General features: G+C 32.6%; 21 protein-coding genes. All 21 read right to left on the bottom strand.

The genetic code is table 11. The annotated features are described in order from the left end of the window. Positions 1 to 20: 20 nt before the first annotated feature. The 21 genes from NHF50_RS15310 to NHF50_RS15210 all read right to left on the bottom strand — a co-directional run bounded on the left by NHF50_RS15310 (position 21) and on the right by NHF50_RS15210 (position 16288). A complete protein-coding gene (locus NHF50_RS15310; protein ID WP_109570465.1) occupies positions 21 to 749 on the bottom strand; it encodes a YoaK family protein in 729 nt (242 codons plus the stop codon). 11 nt (positions 750 to 760) lie between these two features. Beyond that, on the bottom strand, positions 761 to 1228 hold the full coding sequence (locus tag NHF50_RS15305) for a Na(+)-translocating NADH-quinone reductase subunit F (RefSeq protein ID WP_252777260.1): 468 nt from the start codon (positions 1226 to 1228) through the stop codon (positions 761 to 763). A gap of 66 nt (positions 1229 to 1294) precedes the next feature. Beyond that, positions 1295 to 2089 carry an META domain-containing protein gene (locus NHF50_RS15300; protein WP_252777259.1) on the bottom strand — a complete coding sequence of 265 codons (795 nt, stop codon included), beginning with the start codon at positions 2087 to 2089 and terminating at the stop codon, positions 1295 to 1297. 12 nt (positions 2090 to 2101) lie between these two features. Further along, positions 2102 to 2515: an META domain-containing protein gene (locus NHF50_RS15295; protein WP_252777258.1), complete on the bottom strand. Its 414-nt coding sequence runs from the start codon at positions 2513 to 2515 to the stop codon at positions 2102 to 2104. Continuing rightward, positions 2512 to 3141: a Pr6Pr family membrane protein gene (locus NHF50_RS15290; protein WP_252777257.1), complete on the bottom strand. Its 630-nt coding sequence runs from the start codon at positions 3139 to 3141 to the stop codon at positions 2512 to 2514. The genes NHF50_RS15295 and NHF50_RS15290 overlap by 4 nt, the downstream gene beginning before the upstream one ends. Positions 3142 to 3247: 106 nt before the next feature. Then, positions 3248 to 3877, bottom strand: coding sequence for a DUF2306 domain-containing protein (locus tag NHF50_RS15285; RefSeq protein WP_252777255.1), 630 nt, complete (start codon positions 3875 to 3877; stop codon positions 3248 to 3250). Between the two features lie 169 nt (positions 3878 to 4046). Beyond that, positions 4047 to 5063, bottom strand: coding sequence for an inorganic phosphate transporter (locus tag NHF50_RS15280; RefSeq protein ID WP_252777254.1), 1017 nt, complete (start codon positions 5061 to 5063; stop codon positions 4047 to 4049). 2 nt (positions 5064 to 5065) lie between these two features. Beyond that, entirely contained in the window at positions 5066 to 5803 is a 738-nt protein-coding gene (locus NHF50_RS15275) for a DUF2490 domain-containing protein (protein ID WP_252777253.1), read from the bottom strand. 81 nt (positions 5804 to 5884) lie between these two features. Beyond that, on the bottom strand, positions 5885 to 6319 hold the full coding sequence (locus tag NHF50_RS15270; protein ID WP_109570457.1) for an Rrf2 family transcriptional regulator: 435 nt from the start codon (positions 6317 to 6319) through the stop codon (positions 5885 to 5887). A gap of 153 nt (positions 6320 to 6472) precedes the next feature. After that, complete coding sequence (locus NHF50_RS15265) at positions 6473 to 7276, bottom strand: AraC family transcriptional regulator (RefSeq protein ID WP_252777252.1); 804 nt, start codon at positions 7274 to 7276, stop codon at positions 6473 to 6475. Positions 7277 to 7361: 85 nt separating this feature from the next. Further along, entirely contained in the window at positions 7362 to 8357 is a 996-nt protein-coding gene (locus NHF50_RS15260; protein WP_252777251.1) for an SDR family NAD(P)-dependent oxidoreductase, read from the bottom strand. A 434-nt stretch (positions 8358 to 8791) separates the two neighbouring features. Continuing rightward, complete coding sequence (locus tag NHF50_RS15255) at positions 8792 to 10903, bottom strand: glycoside hydrolase family 9 protein (protein WP_252777250.1); 2112 nt, start codon at positions 10901 to 10903, stop codon at positions 8792 to 8794. A 150-nt stretch (positions 10904 to 11053) separates the two neighbouring features. Then, the gene (locus NHF50_RS15250; protein ID WP_252777249.1) at positions 11054 to 11455 is read right to left on the bottom strand and encodes a hypothetical protein; all 402 of its coding nucleotides are present in this window, start codon (positions 11453 to 11455) and stop codon (positions 11054 to 11056) included. A 98-nt stretch (positions 11456 to 11553) separates the two neighbouring features. Beyond that, positions 11554 to 12138, bottom strand: coding sequence for a Crp/Fnr family transcriptional regulator (locus tag NHF50_RS15245; RefSeq protein WP_252777248.1), 585 nt, complete (start codon positions 12136 to 12138; stop codon positions 11554 to 11556). 180 nt (positions 12139 to 12318) lie between these two features. After that, positions 12319 to 12861 carry a YgcG family protein gene (locus NHF50_RS15240; RefSeq protein WP_252777247.1) on the bottom strand — a complete coding sequence of 181 codons (543 nt, stop codon included), beginning with the start codon at positions 12859 to 12861 and terminating at the stop codon, positions 12319 to 12321. Between the two features lie 31 nt (positions 12862 to 12892). Then, a complete protein-coding gene (locus tag NHF50_RS15235; RefSeq protein WP_252777246.1) occupies positions 12893 to 13243 on the bottom strand; it encodes a hypothetical protein in 351 nt (116 codons plus the stop codon). Then, positions 13233 to 13631, bottom strand: coding sequence for an RDD family protein (locus tag NHF50_RS15230; RefSeq protein WP_252777245.1), 399 nt, complete (start codon positions 13629 to 13631; stop codon positions 13233 to 13235). Before NHF50_RS15230 ends, NHF50_RS15235 begins: the two co-directional genes overlap by 11 nt. Before the next feature lie 140 nt (positions 13632 to 13771). Beyond that, on the bottom strand, positions 13772 to 14440 hold the full coding sequence (locus NHF50_RS15225) for a hypothetical protein (RefSeq protein ID WP_252777244.1): 669 nt from the start codon (positions 14438 to 14440) through the stop codon (positions 13772 to 13774). Positions 14441 to 14451: 11 nt separating this feature from the next. After that, entirely contained in the window at positions 14452 to 15162 is a 711-nt protein-coding gene (locus NHF50_RS15220; protein ID WP_252777241.1) for a phosphodiester glycosidase family protein, read from the bottom strand. Positions 15163 to 15204: 42 nt separating this feature from the next. Next, positions 15205 to 15705, bottom strand: a complete 501-nt coding sequence (locus tag NHF50_RS15215; protein ID WP_252777239.1) for a hypothetical protein — start codon at positions 15703 to 15705, stop codon at positions 15205 to 15207. A gap of 67 nt (positions 15706 to 15772) precedes the next feature. Continuing rightward, positions 15773 to 16288: a VOC family protein gene (locus NHF50_RS15210; RefSeq protein ID WP_308219325.1), complete on the bottom strand. Its 516-nt coding sequence runs from the start codon at positions 16286 to 16288 to the stop codon at positions 15773 to 15775. Between the last annotated feature and the right edge of the window lies 1 nt (position 16289).

The raw sequence follows: 16289 nt of genomic DNA, 5'->3' as shown, positions 1-16289 counted from the left end.
ACTTTTGTAAAGTGGCTTTTTTAATGATGATATTTTCTTTTGGTTGTGATTATTTTAAACTTAAAAGGATCGTATAACATACTTATTAATAATACAGAAGCAGCTATAAGCAGTGTATTTAATTGCAGGTTAATTTCTGAAAAAAAGAAACCGCCGATCAAGCCTCCCATAAAAAATCCGCAGATGATAACAACTCTTAATGCTATTGTTGTTTTGATCTTACTTCTGTCGGGATATGATTTAGGGAAGAATAGTTGAGACAATTCGATACCCAGATCCGTAAAAAGTCCTGTTAAGTGAGTGGTTCTGACTACGGCATTGGAAATTTTGGTAACGTAGGAGTTTTGTAATCCCATAGCGAAAAGCAATAAGCAGGCGATCGTGTTGTCTGTTATGCCAAAATTATAATTACTCATCACGGCAATAGCAATTAAAATGAATGATTCTATAGCAGTAGGAATTACATAGGCGTTGATCTTAGTGTTTCCTTTGTATTTTTCAACTAAAAAATTGGCACTAAAGGAACCTAATAAAAAAGATAAAATATAAAGTAAGTAAACAGTTCCCACCCAAAACTTAAAGTGTGCAAAATCATTGATAAACAATGCAAAATGTCCTGTTACATTTGTTGTAAGCTGCTTGATCGCTAAAAAGCCGGAGACATTCACAATTCCGGCAACAAAAGACAATATAGTAGCGATTCGCAGATTGTGTTTGAAAGTTCTGCTTTTACCTTGATGCCTGAACATAATGCTTTATTTTATATAAATTGTAATGTGGGAGATTTTTTTATTGCAGTATTTTTCTTTTCATACTGAAACAGATCAGAACAGTCCATAACATCTGAGATACCATCTAATTGGCATAGTAAACTGACCACAGCTGACAGTCCGTCAAATAAAATGTCTTTATTTTTCGGATCATCCGGACGTTTATGTTTGTAATGCAAAGGAAGCTGATAACCGCAGGCATTTAAAAAAGTATGTTCAATTAACAGTAGTTCAGACGGAGAATAACCGTTGAATTTACGTCCTAATTGTTCATGTACCCGACCCAAATAATTCAGTTCTAGTGTTCCATGCTGTTCCGCAAAGTTTTTCCAGAAATCGTTATGATCTAAAATATTACCGACAGCACATTGGTTGCAACATTCCGGATGCAACGTATCGTTGTGGAAAGCTTTGTAAAGCTTATTTAGAGCCATATCCAATCTGTCGGTAGTTTTCATAGAAAAAAGATTAGCATAAAATTAGAAAAAAACGGCGTCTTTTACAAATCTTTATGTTCAGATATATCAGTCTATTTTTTTAAAGACTAAAGGAGATCCATCCGAATTAGAAAGTACCAGCCTGTTATCAGCAATAGTATAGGTTGTTGTACTTTGTAATGCTTTTAAAAATTCGGTTTCTTTACTACCGGATTCGCACATCATTTTTGTCGTCATGATTTGAGAAAATCGAAGGAGTCCTTTTTCGAAGAACAAACTACCGTTCATTTGATTGCATCCTGTAAATCCTATAAATTGATTTGTCTTTGTATTGATTTCAATTCTAGGAAATTCATTTTTAAAGTCGGATCTATCTATTGTTTTCCCATTCAATTCTTCCAGGATCCAAATATCGTGTAAACGATAATCAGTGATGTAATCTCCGCAGCCTTTTAAAATTGTAAGATCTTTGTCGAGCCCTTTTTTAAGCTCAATGTCAACCGTATAATTTGATTGTTTATCTGATGCTTGGTTCAGACATTCAACATGTTTAATTTGAATGTTTAATTCTGTTGATTCGGTATGTATTTTATAACTTTTTACATTGGCATCTGCTGCTTTAATCGGTTCGGTGTGTGGCGTTACAAAAGTCTGTTCAGGAGTTATCAGGGTTATTCGTTCATCGGTGATTTTTAGTTTCCAGAATGGTTCTGTACCATTTGCCGTAAAATAAATTCCTTCCGTTAAATCTGTATTATTTTCTTTGTTTTCAACAGCAGGGCTTTTACTGACGTTTTCTTTTGTTGTATGGTCTGACGACTTTACCTTATTGCAGGCTATAGTCATTGAACAGCTTATAATCAGAAAGGCCAAATTTCTCATTATTTTACTTCTTTAAATCGCATCATAGACATCTCCGATCATCAAATTAAGCTTTCCGTTTTCATCAATTTTATATTTATTTACCAGTTTTACAGTTTTCAGGAAAAAAGGTTCTCCTTCACCACAATACATCATGGTTGAGATTCCGGGTTCTTCAAAAGAAATAGCATCTCCATTTATCGTAAAATCGGCAGAATATCCGTTACAACCGGCATTACCTTCAACTTTTTGAGTTTCCTTATTAAAAGAAATCATTGGCTTTTTGTCCGGAAAAAGCCCTTCAAAAGCGATTCGTGGACCGGAGAGATACTCTAATTCCCAAGTTTTTCCATAAATATTTTCATCTGCTGTTTTTTGAGTTGAAGAGCAGGATTCTGTAAAGATCGTGACCAGTATAAGAAAAGCCAGTGTTTTTAAATGTTTCATAATGGGTTGTTTTTTAGGTTAGTATTGTTTCTTTTGTTATTTGCTAATGTCAGAATAGATATTGTTACCAGTATCAATACTAAAATGATGCCAATATTCAGTAGTGTCTTTTGATAACCGATAGTAGTAACATTTAAAAAAGGGTAGGGATAAAACCCGGACAAAGTACCTCTGATCAAAATAAATGAGATATAGCATACAGGATATAGTAACCATTGAAATACTTTTGGTAAACTGAGTTTACTTCGATGGGTATATAGGAGCCAATATAAAAACATGTACAAAGGGATTACTGTATGAAGTAGTTCATCAACAATAAGTTGTAAGCCTTTGGGATCCCAAATTTTTCTCAAAACTATTGTATAAACAATGCCAACGATCAGGATAAAGGAGGTTAATGCAGTAGGGGTTTCTTTTTTATGAAATAGTTTAAATGTAGTAATGTTTAATGCTTTTATCGTAAAAAAAAGAGTAACCAGCAAATTGGTCAAGATTGTAAAAAAACTGAAAAACCGAATAATAGATTCAGCGATAGATGCTTGCCTGTTTTGAATCATTAAAATGAATTGGGTAATAATGGCAAACCACCCGAGACCAAGTCCTATAAATTCGATTTTCTTTTGCATGCTCAGAATTTGTTGAACAGGATATTATACTTCTTATCAAATATAAGAAAAAAACATAAGAAAATTTTGAATACCGATTTTGAGTATTTGAGCTGCTTTTTAGTGATTATGCTTTTTTAGTGATTTTTCTGTTCCAATATGCAATAACAAATCCGCCTATAATTCCCGGAATAAACCAACCGTAAAAACTTGGAAAAAATTGATTAACCACAACAAATGCAGTTGTAGCCGCTATATAGCCACCTAACATTTTACTTAAATGCAATCTGAGCCAGCTTTTTCTTAATTGCTTTGGCTTTTTATATAAAATAAGGTCTTTTACAGAAAATAGTATTCCGAAAGCGCCAAAAACGGTAAGTATAATGTTACTATTTTTAGCTACTATAACAGGTAGTAAGATCATTAAAACTCCGGTAATGATCATAGTTGCCGAAATCCATCGATCTACAGTTAAATTAGTATTTTGTTTTTTGAATTTTAAGGCTCGGAATCCTGTTAAGATAAAGTACAAACTAAAAATACCTATAGCAAATAAAAACGGATTGTGATGATTAGGAGAAAGAGCAACAAACATAGAAATAATTACAGATGCCAGCATGGCATAGAAAAAGACTGATCCTGATTTTTTATGAGCGGTTTGTCCTTTTGGGGTAAGGATAGCAACCAATCCCGTTATTAGTGCAACGCCTCCTAACGAAGCGTGAATGTAAATTAAAATTTTAACTACTTGTTCCATATTTTTATTGAATTGAGATTAGACTGTTCAAAATTCATTTTTTTGTATGGCTTTTAAAAAATATAATTTCCGAATTGTCATTTTCACAGGATGAATTGTGCTTTCTTTTCGAAAGAAACCACTCTGTATCTTCAGATATTTAAAATAATAAATGGGTAGTTTGAGATCATTATTTTAAAAGCAATATTAAACTGTAACTTAATAAATAGGCAAAAAAGGGAGCTATGATCCAAATAAAGAAGAACTGTTTAACAGTTTTATTCTTTAAGGTATTTTTGATTCCGTTAGTATTGACACTCAATGCTATAAAGGCCGCTCCGTTTAGTTGCACTAAAGAAGTAGGAATACCGGAAGTAACAGAAGCTAAAAGTAGCAAACTGGCAACTATTAATGATAGTACCATTGCCTGAAAAGGACTGACCTTAACGATTTCTTTGCCTGTCTTTTGTGTCACTCTATGACCTAAGAGAGAACTTCCTATGGCAAAACAGGGAGCAACGACCAATACGGATAAGATCGTAATCGGTAAAAAGGTTTGAGCTTCTTTAGCCATTTCATTTACAGCTAATGAAGCAATGGGAGCAGCAGCATTAGCAACGTTATTGGCTCCGATAGAAAAGGCAACATACATAGAGGCCAACAGTAATAAGATTTTTAATATTTTGTGTTCTCTCAGATGGGAATAATTTTCAGTAAAAATTTTTGCTTTCAGTAAAGGGAAAATCCATTTCGATAAAATATACATGATAGCAAAAGATACGATAGGTAAAATGATCCAGGTAGGTATAATTTCATAAAATAGTTTTTGTGTATTCAATCCGCTTAAGGCCGTCGCAGCCCCCGAAATAGCTAATACCGTTGCCTGACTTGTGGATTGGGGAACGCCTATTACATTAGCCAAAAGTAATGATAAGCTAATGGAAAGCAATATCACGGAAGTATTCAATGGTGTGAAAAAAGATTGTTCCAACAGTCCTTTTCCTAAGGTTAATGATACTTCTTTTCCGGCAATTAAGGCTCCGCAAAGTACCATGATTCCGAACAAACCAGGAATTAAGGTACGCTGGATAACATTGGCTCCGTAAGCTGCTGCAAAAGCAGGTGAAGTTCCGCTACCTCCCATATTGATCGCTAAGAACATGGCTAAAAGGAACGGAACGGTTAGGGGAGTAAATAGTTCTGACATGATTAATTGTTATGATGTTTAGTAAAATCTATCGACTGATGGAAAGTCAGCCTTATGATATTTCGGTTGTAAAAATCAATTCCGGAATTTTGTTGCTGGAACCAATTAAGGTAACCTAATTCAAATCCATAGTTTTGGTTTGCTTTATAGTGAATGCTTGCTCCATAACGGTTTTGATTAAAGATATTTTGCTGTGTTCCTCCGTTGAGATTCAGATGGAGTTCATCAAATGCTTTGAGAACGAAGTGATCGTTAGGAGAGTATCTTAATTCCAATTTGTAACGAAATCTGTTATTTTGAAAAGCAAAGGAATGATTGGATTGTTCGTTATAGCGAAATTCCAGCCAGTAACGGTGGTGTAAACTTAATTTTTCAGATATTTTTTGTAAACAGGCTATTTCAAACTGTGGGCGTAGTTCTGTTTGATTGTGATAATTGGTTACGGAAGGATCTTGAGGAAGTGATTGCACGAAGTATGTAAACCCCAGTGCCGTATTCCAAGCTTTACCTAATTTCCGTTCCAGTTGAGTTCTTGATACGAATTGGTGCTGTCTCCAGGGAAAAGAATAAGTTCTCTCCTCTAATTCCTGATGGAGTTGATAGTTTTCATTGAATTTTAATCTTAAGTAATAGCGTGACCATAAGAGTTGTTGGGTAACTACTTTTTTCTGGGCTGTAATCCGAATAGATAAGAAACATATCAGGAGTATGCTTAAAGTAATTTTTAAATTGGATTTCATTTAAGTCATGGATTAAAATCATGACAAAGTAATTAAAACATATAATTCCTACCAAATAAATAGGATATAAAAATAAAAAAATTATTTTTTCTTCAATTTTTTCTCTCTGTTGATGATGTCGGAAAGGGTAGCGGCTTTCAGTCTTTTTACGGTTTCATTTCTGATTTCCATAGCTATTTGCCGAATCCCACAGGTTTCTTCATCAGTACATTCATCGCATTTTTCATAAAATTGATAGGTTACACAAGGAAGTAGGGCAATGGCTCCGTCAAATAACCGCATGACCTTAGCCATGTGGATTTCATCGGGTGTACCATTTAGGAAGTAACCTCCGTATTTTCCTTTTTTACTGTTTAAAATACGAGCATTTTTGAGTTCGACTAAAATAGATTCTAAAAACTTAAGCGGGATATTCTGTTCATTAGCAATTTTGCTGACGGAAATAGGTTGCTCCTCCTTGTTTTTAGCAAGGTAAACAAGTGCATTTATAGCATATTTTGTTTTCTTGGATATCACTTTAAGATCACAGCTTTAATTTTCAAATATAAGGAAGTTCATAAGAATAGTTCCGGTTTTGTGATAACTTATTATTTTTATCGATATCAACTTTTTATAATATGTTATCAATTACTTAAAAATCAATACTATTTAATTGCTAATATAAGTTTTTCATTCTGTTAATTTAGTTGGCGGATATCCGAAATGTTTTTTGAAAGCATGAGAAAAGTGAGATAAATTTTCAAATCCTACCTCATAGCAAACATCTATAGGTCTTTTGTTCTTTTCAGAGATTTGATAGTGAGCAAGCTCTAATCGTTTTCGGGTAAGCCATCGTTGCGGTGTGGTGTTAAAAGCTTTGCTAAAGTCACGCTTAAAAGTAGTAAGGCTGCGACCTGTCAGATAGCTGAATTTTTCTAAGGATAAATTGAACATAAAGTTTTTTTCCATATAATCGATCAAGCTGATTTTTCCGGGTTCTTCAAAGTTAGCCAGAATATTGTCTATGCTTTTGTCAATTGTCCTTAGAACGCTAATAGCCTCCGTTATTTTTAATGAAGCAATATCTTTAGGAAGGTCTTTCATTTCAAAATAGGGAATCAATGAAGAAAGACAACTCTCTAATAAAGGATGTTTAGTAAAACAATATATTTTTTGTGATTCTAAAGCTTTCGGTTTCGCATTTAAATTTGCATAAAAAGTTCGTAATCTTTCTACTGATAAATGCATTACCACTGTTTTATGAGGCTGTCCGTGTTTCGGGTAATTAATGATTGTTGCCAGCTGGTTTCTCGGGATTAAAAAAATATCTCCTTTTTTAAAAATGTAAGTTGCATCAGTTTGTACAATCTTAGTTTCTCCCGAAATAAACCAGATCAGCATGTGATGATCAAACATGATATCTGATTTAAAGAACGTATCCTCATACCAGGAAAGTTTAATATCGGGAGTTATATATTTTGCTTTGTATTCCATTATGTTACATTTTAATTTCTATTCAGGAAACCCGAGCATTACAAAAGTAACAAGAATTTATACTGTCTGACTTTATTTAAAGTTCCTATTCTATATTGAATGATAAATTAGTCATCTCTTCACTTAACTTCCACAATCGCTTTGCACTGTTTTCATCTAAGGAATATGCTCTTACACCACTGGAAAAAGAAGATTCTGTAGCTAATGCTGCGATATCTCCATCTTCGCAATATACACCACCTATAGTATTAAGCATAGGGTTGGTAGCACACCAAACGGTAGTTGCTGCACCTTGCGGAATTGTTTTTAAAGAGGCAGTTATTTCCGGTAGAATATTGCCTTCAGCATCGCAGAAACCCATTTGTTTAAATAGCTCTAAAGGGGCTTCTCTGCTCAATTCTGTTCCGCCAATCGATCCTGGGTGTACCGCGTATGTTCTCACATTAAACATTTTACCGCGATTGTCCAATTCAAGTGAAAATAAGTTAACGGCTGTTTTTGATTGTCCGTAGCCTTGTAACGTTTCATATTCCCGGGTTATAAAATTAGGATCGTCAAAATCGAATGGTGCAAATTGATGCCCTTGTGATGAAACATTAACTACTCTTGCTCCGTTAGCATTTTTTAAAGCTGGCCATAATTTTGCTGTTAATTGAAATTGCGCCAGGTAGTTTGTTGCTAATTGTGATTCAAAACCACGGTGATCTCTACGTAGTGGAACCCACATGATGCCTGCATTGTTGATGAGTAAATGAAGCGGTCTGTTTGATGTTAAGAACTTTTCTGCAAAAGCATCAATGGAATCAGGATTCATTAAATCCATTGTTTCTAATTCTATATTGGCTATGCCTGCCAGATTTCTTTTTGCTTTTTCTGCATCTCGAGCAGGAATAATTACTGTTGCACCGGCTGCTGCAAGTGTTTTGGCTGTTTCCAACCCAATTCCTGTGTTGCCTCCCGTTACAATAGCAATTTTTCCTGTAAGGTTACTATTTTTTATGACTTCGCTTGTTGTGGATTTAGCGTTAAATCCGGAACCTATTGGTTTTTGTAATGCTCCTTGATAATTGTTTAGTCCCATTTTTTTAAATTTAATTGTTTTTAACAGGACAAAATTAGGAGGAATGGTTTCCTATAACTTTGTTTAAACGGCTGAATACGCTTTGTTTAAAAGGTCATAAATTTTATTGTAGGTTATCTTTTTTGTTAATCCTCAGGTTTCCAAAGTTTAATTTTGTTATCTTCTGCATCCATGATATGGACAAATTTTCCGACACTTTCATAAAGTTACTTATACTGTCAAGTAGAGTTTTAAGTTGGCTTACAAGTCCTACTATATTCTGTATCTGCATAGTTAATCATAAAGCTTTTTGGGAAAGAGATAACTCGTCTCCATTTTTAAAAGGTTTCCATTGAAGCGAATTTATCTTATCGGAATTGTCAATGTTTCTGGATTTAAGACTAGATGTACCACCATATTGAGATAGTTATGATTAAGGTTATTGTCAGATAGTTTCATTTTTTAATTAATTTTAGATTGAATGTAGATTCACTATCCTTAACCTGGACTATGTATAATCCTTTTGTTAAAAAAAGCGCTTCAATAGGCTGATTTGTTTTAGTGTTGAATTCAAATATGGATTTACCGTTAATATTAAAAATTTTTACCATTATGTCTTCTGATTTCTTTGATTGTATACTGAATTCATTATCAACGGCATTTGGCACAATCACATATTTTTTAGCAGGTTCCTGAGTTACTACATCAGTAGATAAAACATTGTCATTTTCATCAAGGGACATCACCTGTGCTAATAGGCGAAGATAAGAGGCCTGATAGTAAATCGCAGGCTCACTGATTTCCCATGAACTATCAGAGCTAGTGTTAAAATCCAAATAACTTTTTTGAGGCGGTTGATTATATGGAGGAGATAGAGAAGTGTTAGCATAATAGTATTGATTAGCACCTCCTGTTACAAATCCGGGTGCAGGTCCGTAGGTAGAAGTTTGTGCATTGTCCCACACCGTGCCGTCGGAAAACCATGTATGAAACATTTCATTAAGACTTTTTTCGGCACCCAAATTATTCATATTGGTTAAATAGACAAGGCTTAAAGGATTTACACCATGAAAGTAATGAATTTGTTCTTTAGCTCGTAAATTATAGCTTGTTGTTGTAGAGGTGTTTATGCCATATTTACTAAATATATAATTTAAAATTCCGATGTTTGATTTTTGATTATTGCTTCCCCAATGATAATTCCAATCGTTGTTAAAAGCTCTATACAAGTCGGTGTCATTTTCAAAGAAAAAGTTATGATTCCAATTTCCGGAGGCCACTACATTTGCCGAATTAATAATCGTTGATACTGTCGAACTGTCTGCCCCTGATAACGTAGTATAGTACAATAAGGCATCGGAAGTTTTAATGGTATAATTATTCCAATCATAAGAAGCTATCTCTCCGGCATCATAAATATGGTTTATTATGTATTGATTGTATGCGGTATCACCTGTTAAGGCATATAAATAAATAGCGGCAACTAAAGCCATTTGATATTGTTCCTGAGAAGATTTATCAGCATCACCTGATTTTACAGAGCCATCATCGCAATTTTCATATAGTGTATTATTATTGAGATGTGGTAATACCCAGTTCCAACAACTTATTGCTTTGTTCTCTAAAGTTTGAGTGTAAGTTGACAATGAAGGAATTTGTTCAAAAACTATTGCTGAATGAGCTAACATAGCAGCTGCAGCGATGGTCGATGAAGTACAAACAGGAGTATAATACCGTAAATCTGTATTAGCACTCGGAGGAGCAAAAAGGTTTTCGGAATAACTCTTGCTACCGATCTTAATGTGTACTGAACCATCTGTATTTACCATTTTAAGTAACCAATCCAATTCCCATTTTATTTCATCTAAAATATCCGGAATACCATTTCCTGATTCTGGGATATTCATGTTATCACCAAATAGTAAAGGATTTTCCTGGTATGCCCATAGTAAGTCATGTATAGGATTTTCAGCAAAAGTGACGTACTTATTGTAGTCACCTGCGTCAAACCAACCGCCACTCATATCTTTTTCTGTTGCGGTGTTTCCCTGATCGTATACATCTCTTGAGTATGTATCTTGTGTAAATGAAATAGCGTCTGTGAATCCGGTAGCAGCATAGGGAGAAACTTTTTCTATGCCACATCTGTTATAGTAGAACATTTTAAAGGCGGCTTGAAGTACGGGATCATATACATTTTCAGAAATAGTAAAAACAGCGGAACTTACATTATTTAGCGGATCATAAATGTAATATTCTCCGGCTTGTGTGACAGCACTAAAATCAAACCACCAGCCTTGATCTCCTGATTGAGCATGTAACATACCATTATTCCAAAGTTGAATGTTTGCTGAAAATACTACAGCCTGAGTAGTTGTATTTTTAACTTGTAATACAGAATTCGGGCTGAAGCTTTCGTTAGCGTTAAATCCTTCAATTGGGTTACTGATTACAGCTACTTTAGTGTGAGACGGTCGGTAACCAAATTGATCCACATGGATAAATGGTGAAGTTTGTGCTATTGATAAATGGCTAATGATAGCTAATAAGTAGATTATTTTTTTCATCAGGCAGATTATTTATATGTTGTTTTTTTTAATATTTAATCGTTTTACTTGTCCGACTTCTATGAGTTGAATACTATAAATATAGATCACAATTTATTTAGTATGTAAAAGGGATCGAGCCAATCGAACAAATTAAGTTGCGAAACAACCCTAATTAAGTATGGATTTTGATTTTCTATTTAAAGGTTTCCAGAAGTAAATGAACCCTATTGCCAGTAGAACATGAAGAGTTAGGTTAGGGAGTATACCTGAAAGTTTTGTAATTGTTCCGTAAAAATAGGCTACTAATTCAATGATGAATAGTCCTATTTGAATGATAATGTTTCCGAAAAGAAATGCTTTTAAGGTTTCAGAGTTTTTGTGTTTTCTAATAGAGAATGCAATGAGGCCAATTGTAAGAAGTAATAATCCTGTTTCTCTTGTCCAAACCAATGTGCCCGGTAGGGGAGTAACTCCTTTACTCACTAATAAAACCGATGGAAATACTATAGCAAAAAGACCGACTAAAAATGCGATTATTGAAGCTATTGTTAAAAAAACGTGTCTGCTCATTTATATGATGTTTATAGTGTTGAGTAGCAAATTTCAATAAATAATGTTAGGATATACTTGATATTTATTAAATAAAATAAATAGTTTCTTGATAAAGATCAAGTTTTTAATGTGGATAATTTTTTTCTGATTCTGCTTAAATGTTCAGGTGTTATGTCAAGGTATGATGCAATTATTTTTAGGGGGACTCTTTGTATTAAATGCGGTTGTTCCTCAATCAGTCTCAAATATTTTTCCTCTGCTTTGTTTCCGCTAAAATTCAGTTGCTCTTTTATGGAAATGGTATGTTGCTTTTCAACCATCATTCGTCCCAATCGTTCAAATGATTTATATTTATCGAACATTTCGTATAATGCAATTCTTGGTATTACGATAAGTTCTGTTGTTTCCAAAGCAACATAATTTAACAGACAAGGTTCCTGCTTGATAAAACTGTAATCGTCATAAAAGATAGATTTTTCAAAATACAGGGTTGTAACTATTTCTTTTTCTTCTCTCTGGTGGTAACAATAAATCAGTCCACTTCCTATAAAAACTAGATGATTACAAATTTCACCTTTTTTCCATAGAGTTTCGTTTTTTAAAAGTTTGCGATACGAAAAATATTGTTCAAAGTTTGACCATTCATTTTCTGAAATAGGAGTTACATCTTGTAGTATGTTTTTAAAAATCTGCTTATCCATTTCTTTTATTACAATTGTGCAGTGGCTTTTTAGAAGTAATGGTATGATTATCAGTTCTATTTTTGATGCTAAATTTAGTTAATTCTACTGGAATTTGTATACAATTAAGTTGGCTGTAATTGATTCTTATATCTTGTTAGAAGATATTTCTTTAGATTTTTCTGGTTTAAATTACTTTTTTTACTCCCATTTTTCTATTAATTCCATTATACCTTTTTTTATTCCTTCATAAAAATGTCCGTTCATAAATTCAGGAATGATCTTATTTGTAATTACTTCTTCGCAGATTTCGTTTGTTAAGATCAGTTGAGTTTCCGTTCCGCTTGCAATTCCTATTTTTTTACAAGGTTTACATAAAATAATTATAAGACCATTGCCTTTTTCAGCCATTCCGACTCCCCAGTAGTTCCCTAAATCTGTAGCATATTTCTGGATATCAGAATAAGGTTCGATGTCCTTTACTGTTACAACTACAATTTGCCGGGTTGTTTCAATATAATAAGTATATAAAATATCAGAAAGTTCTTTTATTTCTGTAGAAGTGAATATAGTATCATAATCGTTGATAATTTGCCCTTTGTATTTAGAGGTTTTAAATTTATCAATTTGAGAAAAAACAAATCCGATAGTATCTTTTTTAGTTTCAGTTCCCTGAGCATAACTTATGGATGGAAGAAAATTTAATCCTATAAATACAATTAGTATTGTAATCTTTTTTTTCATTTTTCTATTGGTACATTGTTTATTTTACCATTCAGGTTTTAAATCTTCCGGAAGGATTGTTGCATCTAAATAACGGGTAATACATTCTGATTTTCTTTTCAAAGTAAAGCCATTCTCTTATTTCTTTTAATCCTGATTCAAATGGGTAAGTACTACCTATTGAGAAGATTCTTTTATCTGATTTATTTAGATAAAGATAGCCTTGACCAACTAATATTGAAGAAAAATCATTGGTTTTAAGATATTCTTTTGATTGATAAGTAAAACAATATAAGTCTTCAAGATCTTCAATAGAATCTTTAAGGATTGAAACATCACTGCCAATTTCAGTTTTAACGAAATCTTCTGCTATTTTAAAAAAATCATTCACATTATTCTTCAATTTTTATCATTACGCTACCACTGATGATATCGTGTAAAGCTCTTCCTTTGTGATTCATCAGTATGAAAATTAAGGAAATCCAACCAAGGGAGATTTTAAAAAAATATCTGATAAGAGATTGAATGATGTTCAGCTTTTCAGAAGTGTTTTTATTTTTTCTAACGCGAATAGAGTTTCTGTAATTTCCAAATGTTCCGTTTATAGAAACAAAAACAGGTTCGTACATTAAAAAAGTTATAAATAATAGAATTTTTACTGTGTCAGGTACATTTCCTATTGAATTTATGATATCACTTGAAAGATAGAAACAGGCAATTAAAATGATTGTGTCTATTGTTGTTGACTTCATTCTATCTAAAACCGGAGCATAATTATCTTCTGTTTCCATTTATTTGCAATGTTTTTGTTTAGATCCAAAAGTAGATAAAAAAATAGATTGAGTAGTATTTTTAGGAAAAAAGTAAATAGAATAGGAATCAGCACTGACGCCAGAGTTTATTTAATAGTTTGGTAATAAAATTAATAGTTCTATCTGGATCCTTTTCTAAGTATTCCAATTTTATTGAATTCAATGATTTTACTAAAATCTTTATCCCAAATTGAAAAATTATGAGTTTTCAGATATGTTTTAATTTTAGCAATAGTAGTCATCCTGTCTGTTTGAAAAGAATCATTTCTGTTTATTGAGACAAATAGAATTTCACTGTTAAAATAGCGTACAATTATTTCATGTATACAATTTTCATAATCAGTATTATCAAAATTAATATACATCCATTCACTTTCAGATTCCGGAGATTGTTTTAGCCATTTTATTTTATTTTGATATGCTTTATTTGTTTCATAGATCATTCTTGAATCAAGAAGAGGAATTTTTTTTGACTTTAATTTAGGATTTGAAATAGAAATTATTTTACCGGTTCCGATTATTTTTGATCCTTCTCGAAAATCAAATTCTAAATTTTCACAAAGTTGATATTTAAAATATTCTGGAGATAGAATATTAATTTCCACTTTTACTATTTCACCCGGAAAGACTTTTTCTTTATCAATAAAATTTTGAATTCCGGAAGTTAGCATTTCAGAAAATGGAAATTTTATTGAAGGGCGATATCCGGATAGTGCATAGCTAGTACGACCGCCTTCTTCCGTTTTTTTATATTCCAGTAATGCTATGAAATCAGCTTCGGGATTCATCTAAAAGATCATTATTTATTTTTTGTAGTGACTCCAATCATCACACCAAAATTTCCGTCAGTTTGTACCCATCCTTCTTCGGGTAAATACATTCTCGACACAAATCCGTCGAGGTATAATGCATTTTTACAACCTAAGCTTTGAAAATATTTTGCAAAATCATAAAAGTTGATTTCTTTTTTTGACATTGCAAATACCACTTTATTATCCGGTAGGATCCCAACGCCGTTTCTTATAGTAAGATTTTTTGATCCGTCTCTGAATGCAGGATGTATTTTTCCGTCAATAAGCAGCATTGGTCCTGATTGTGTAGCATATTTAATATTTCCATTATCTTTGAAATCATTTGTTTTGCAGACAAAAGGAGTATTGTTTGTTGTTACATAAAAAATACCATTGGGTTTTAAATAAAAATTTCCTTTTCCATTTGCAGTATCTAAAGATGATAACATCTTTTTCTCTTGAATAAAGAGCCCTTGAGGAGAAAAATCCTTATTGTACATGCCTCCGTTCATGGCAAAAATAAGAGTCTGATTTTTGCTTTCAATGTAATCTTTTAAATTTTTGATGTTTTTTAAAATTGTTCCCTCATCATTTTTCCAGTAGAATTGTAAATTCTGTATTTTAGGGTCAACCTTATAAGCTAAAATCCTATTTTCAAATGTATCTTGATTTGCTTTATAAGCAACTAATACAGTTGTAAACAGCAGAAAAAAACTCAATGATATTATTTTTCTTTGTTGTTTCAATTTTTTGATGTTCTATTAATTATTTAAAAGTTCAAAATAGATTTTTTTTATTTTTCTGAATTTCTTTTTTTCAGATCTTAAAAATTTAATGGCTTTATACTTCTTTAAAAGTTTGACCCTTACAGGAGGATTCATCCTTTCGAGTCCATAGATACTTTTAGTCGTGCATGTACAAGTTTCTCCTTGAAGTTTTAAAATACGTATTGTTAGACTTTTTATTTTAATCTTTAGTGTTTTATTCTCTTCGAAGAAGTTTTCTTCGCTGTAATGACCGGAATTTTTTTTTTGAGATATAAAAGTTTCACAACAAAGTTGTGTTTCGTATCCATCTCTTAAAGCAAGTCGAAAGGCATTATCTAGATCAGTTGTATAAACAATATAAAAATTGTCTTCAGAATCAATCCATTTTTTTTCAAATTTACGTATCCAAATAGCATAATAGTACTCATTTGAAGTCTGTCCTATTGCAGTTTGAAAGACTAAAAAAAGAAATACCGGATAAAATAGCGTTTTCATATTCTGATAGAAATTTTATTTAAATTATCCGGCTTTATTCTTTTTTTGATTATTCTTTTAGACAATATTAATCCTCAGGTTCCCAAAGTTCAATTTTGTTATCTTCTGCATCCATGATATGGACAAACTTTCCGATGCCTTCGTAAGCTGTTATACTGTCAAGTACAGTTACTCCGTTGGCTTTAAGTTGGTCTACAAGTCCTTCAATGTTTTGAACTTGATAGTTGATCATAAAACTCTTTTTAGAAGGAGAAAAATACTCATCACCATTCTTAAAGGGTTTCCATTGAAGCGAATTGATCTGTTCGGGGGTATTGATGTTTCTGGATTCAAAACTAGACGAACCCCAGTCATTGATCTCAATGCCTAAATTTTTAGTGTACCATTCTTTTGTTTCCTTCGGATTGTCGGAATAAAAGAAAATACCGCCAATTCCCGTTACTTTAGGAGTAGTAGTGTCTACAGGCGTAGTTGCTTTTTCTGCTTCCGCTTTTTGATCTGCCATAGTTTCTGTTTTTTCTGCTGTGTGATTACAACCTATTAAAAAAGTTGTCATCAAAGCTAATGTTAAAAAAGTTTTCATT

Source organism: Flavobacterium sp. NRK F10 (assembly GCF_024054235.1).
Taxonomy (GTDB): Bacteria; Bacteroidota; Bacteroidia; order Flavobacteriales; family Flavobacteriaceae; genus Flavobacterium; species Flavobacterium sediminis.
Note: the sequence above shows the minus strand (reverse complement) of the source record. Positions and strands in the feature narration are given on the sequence as shown.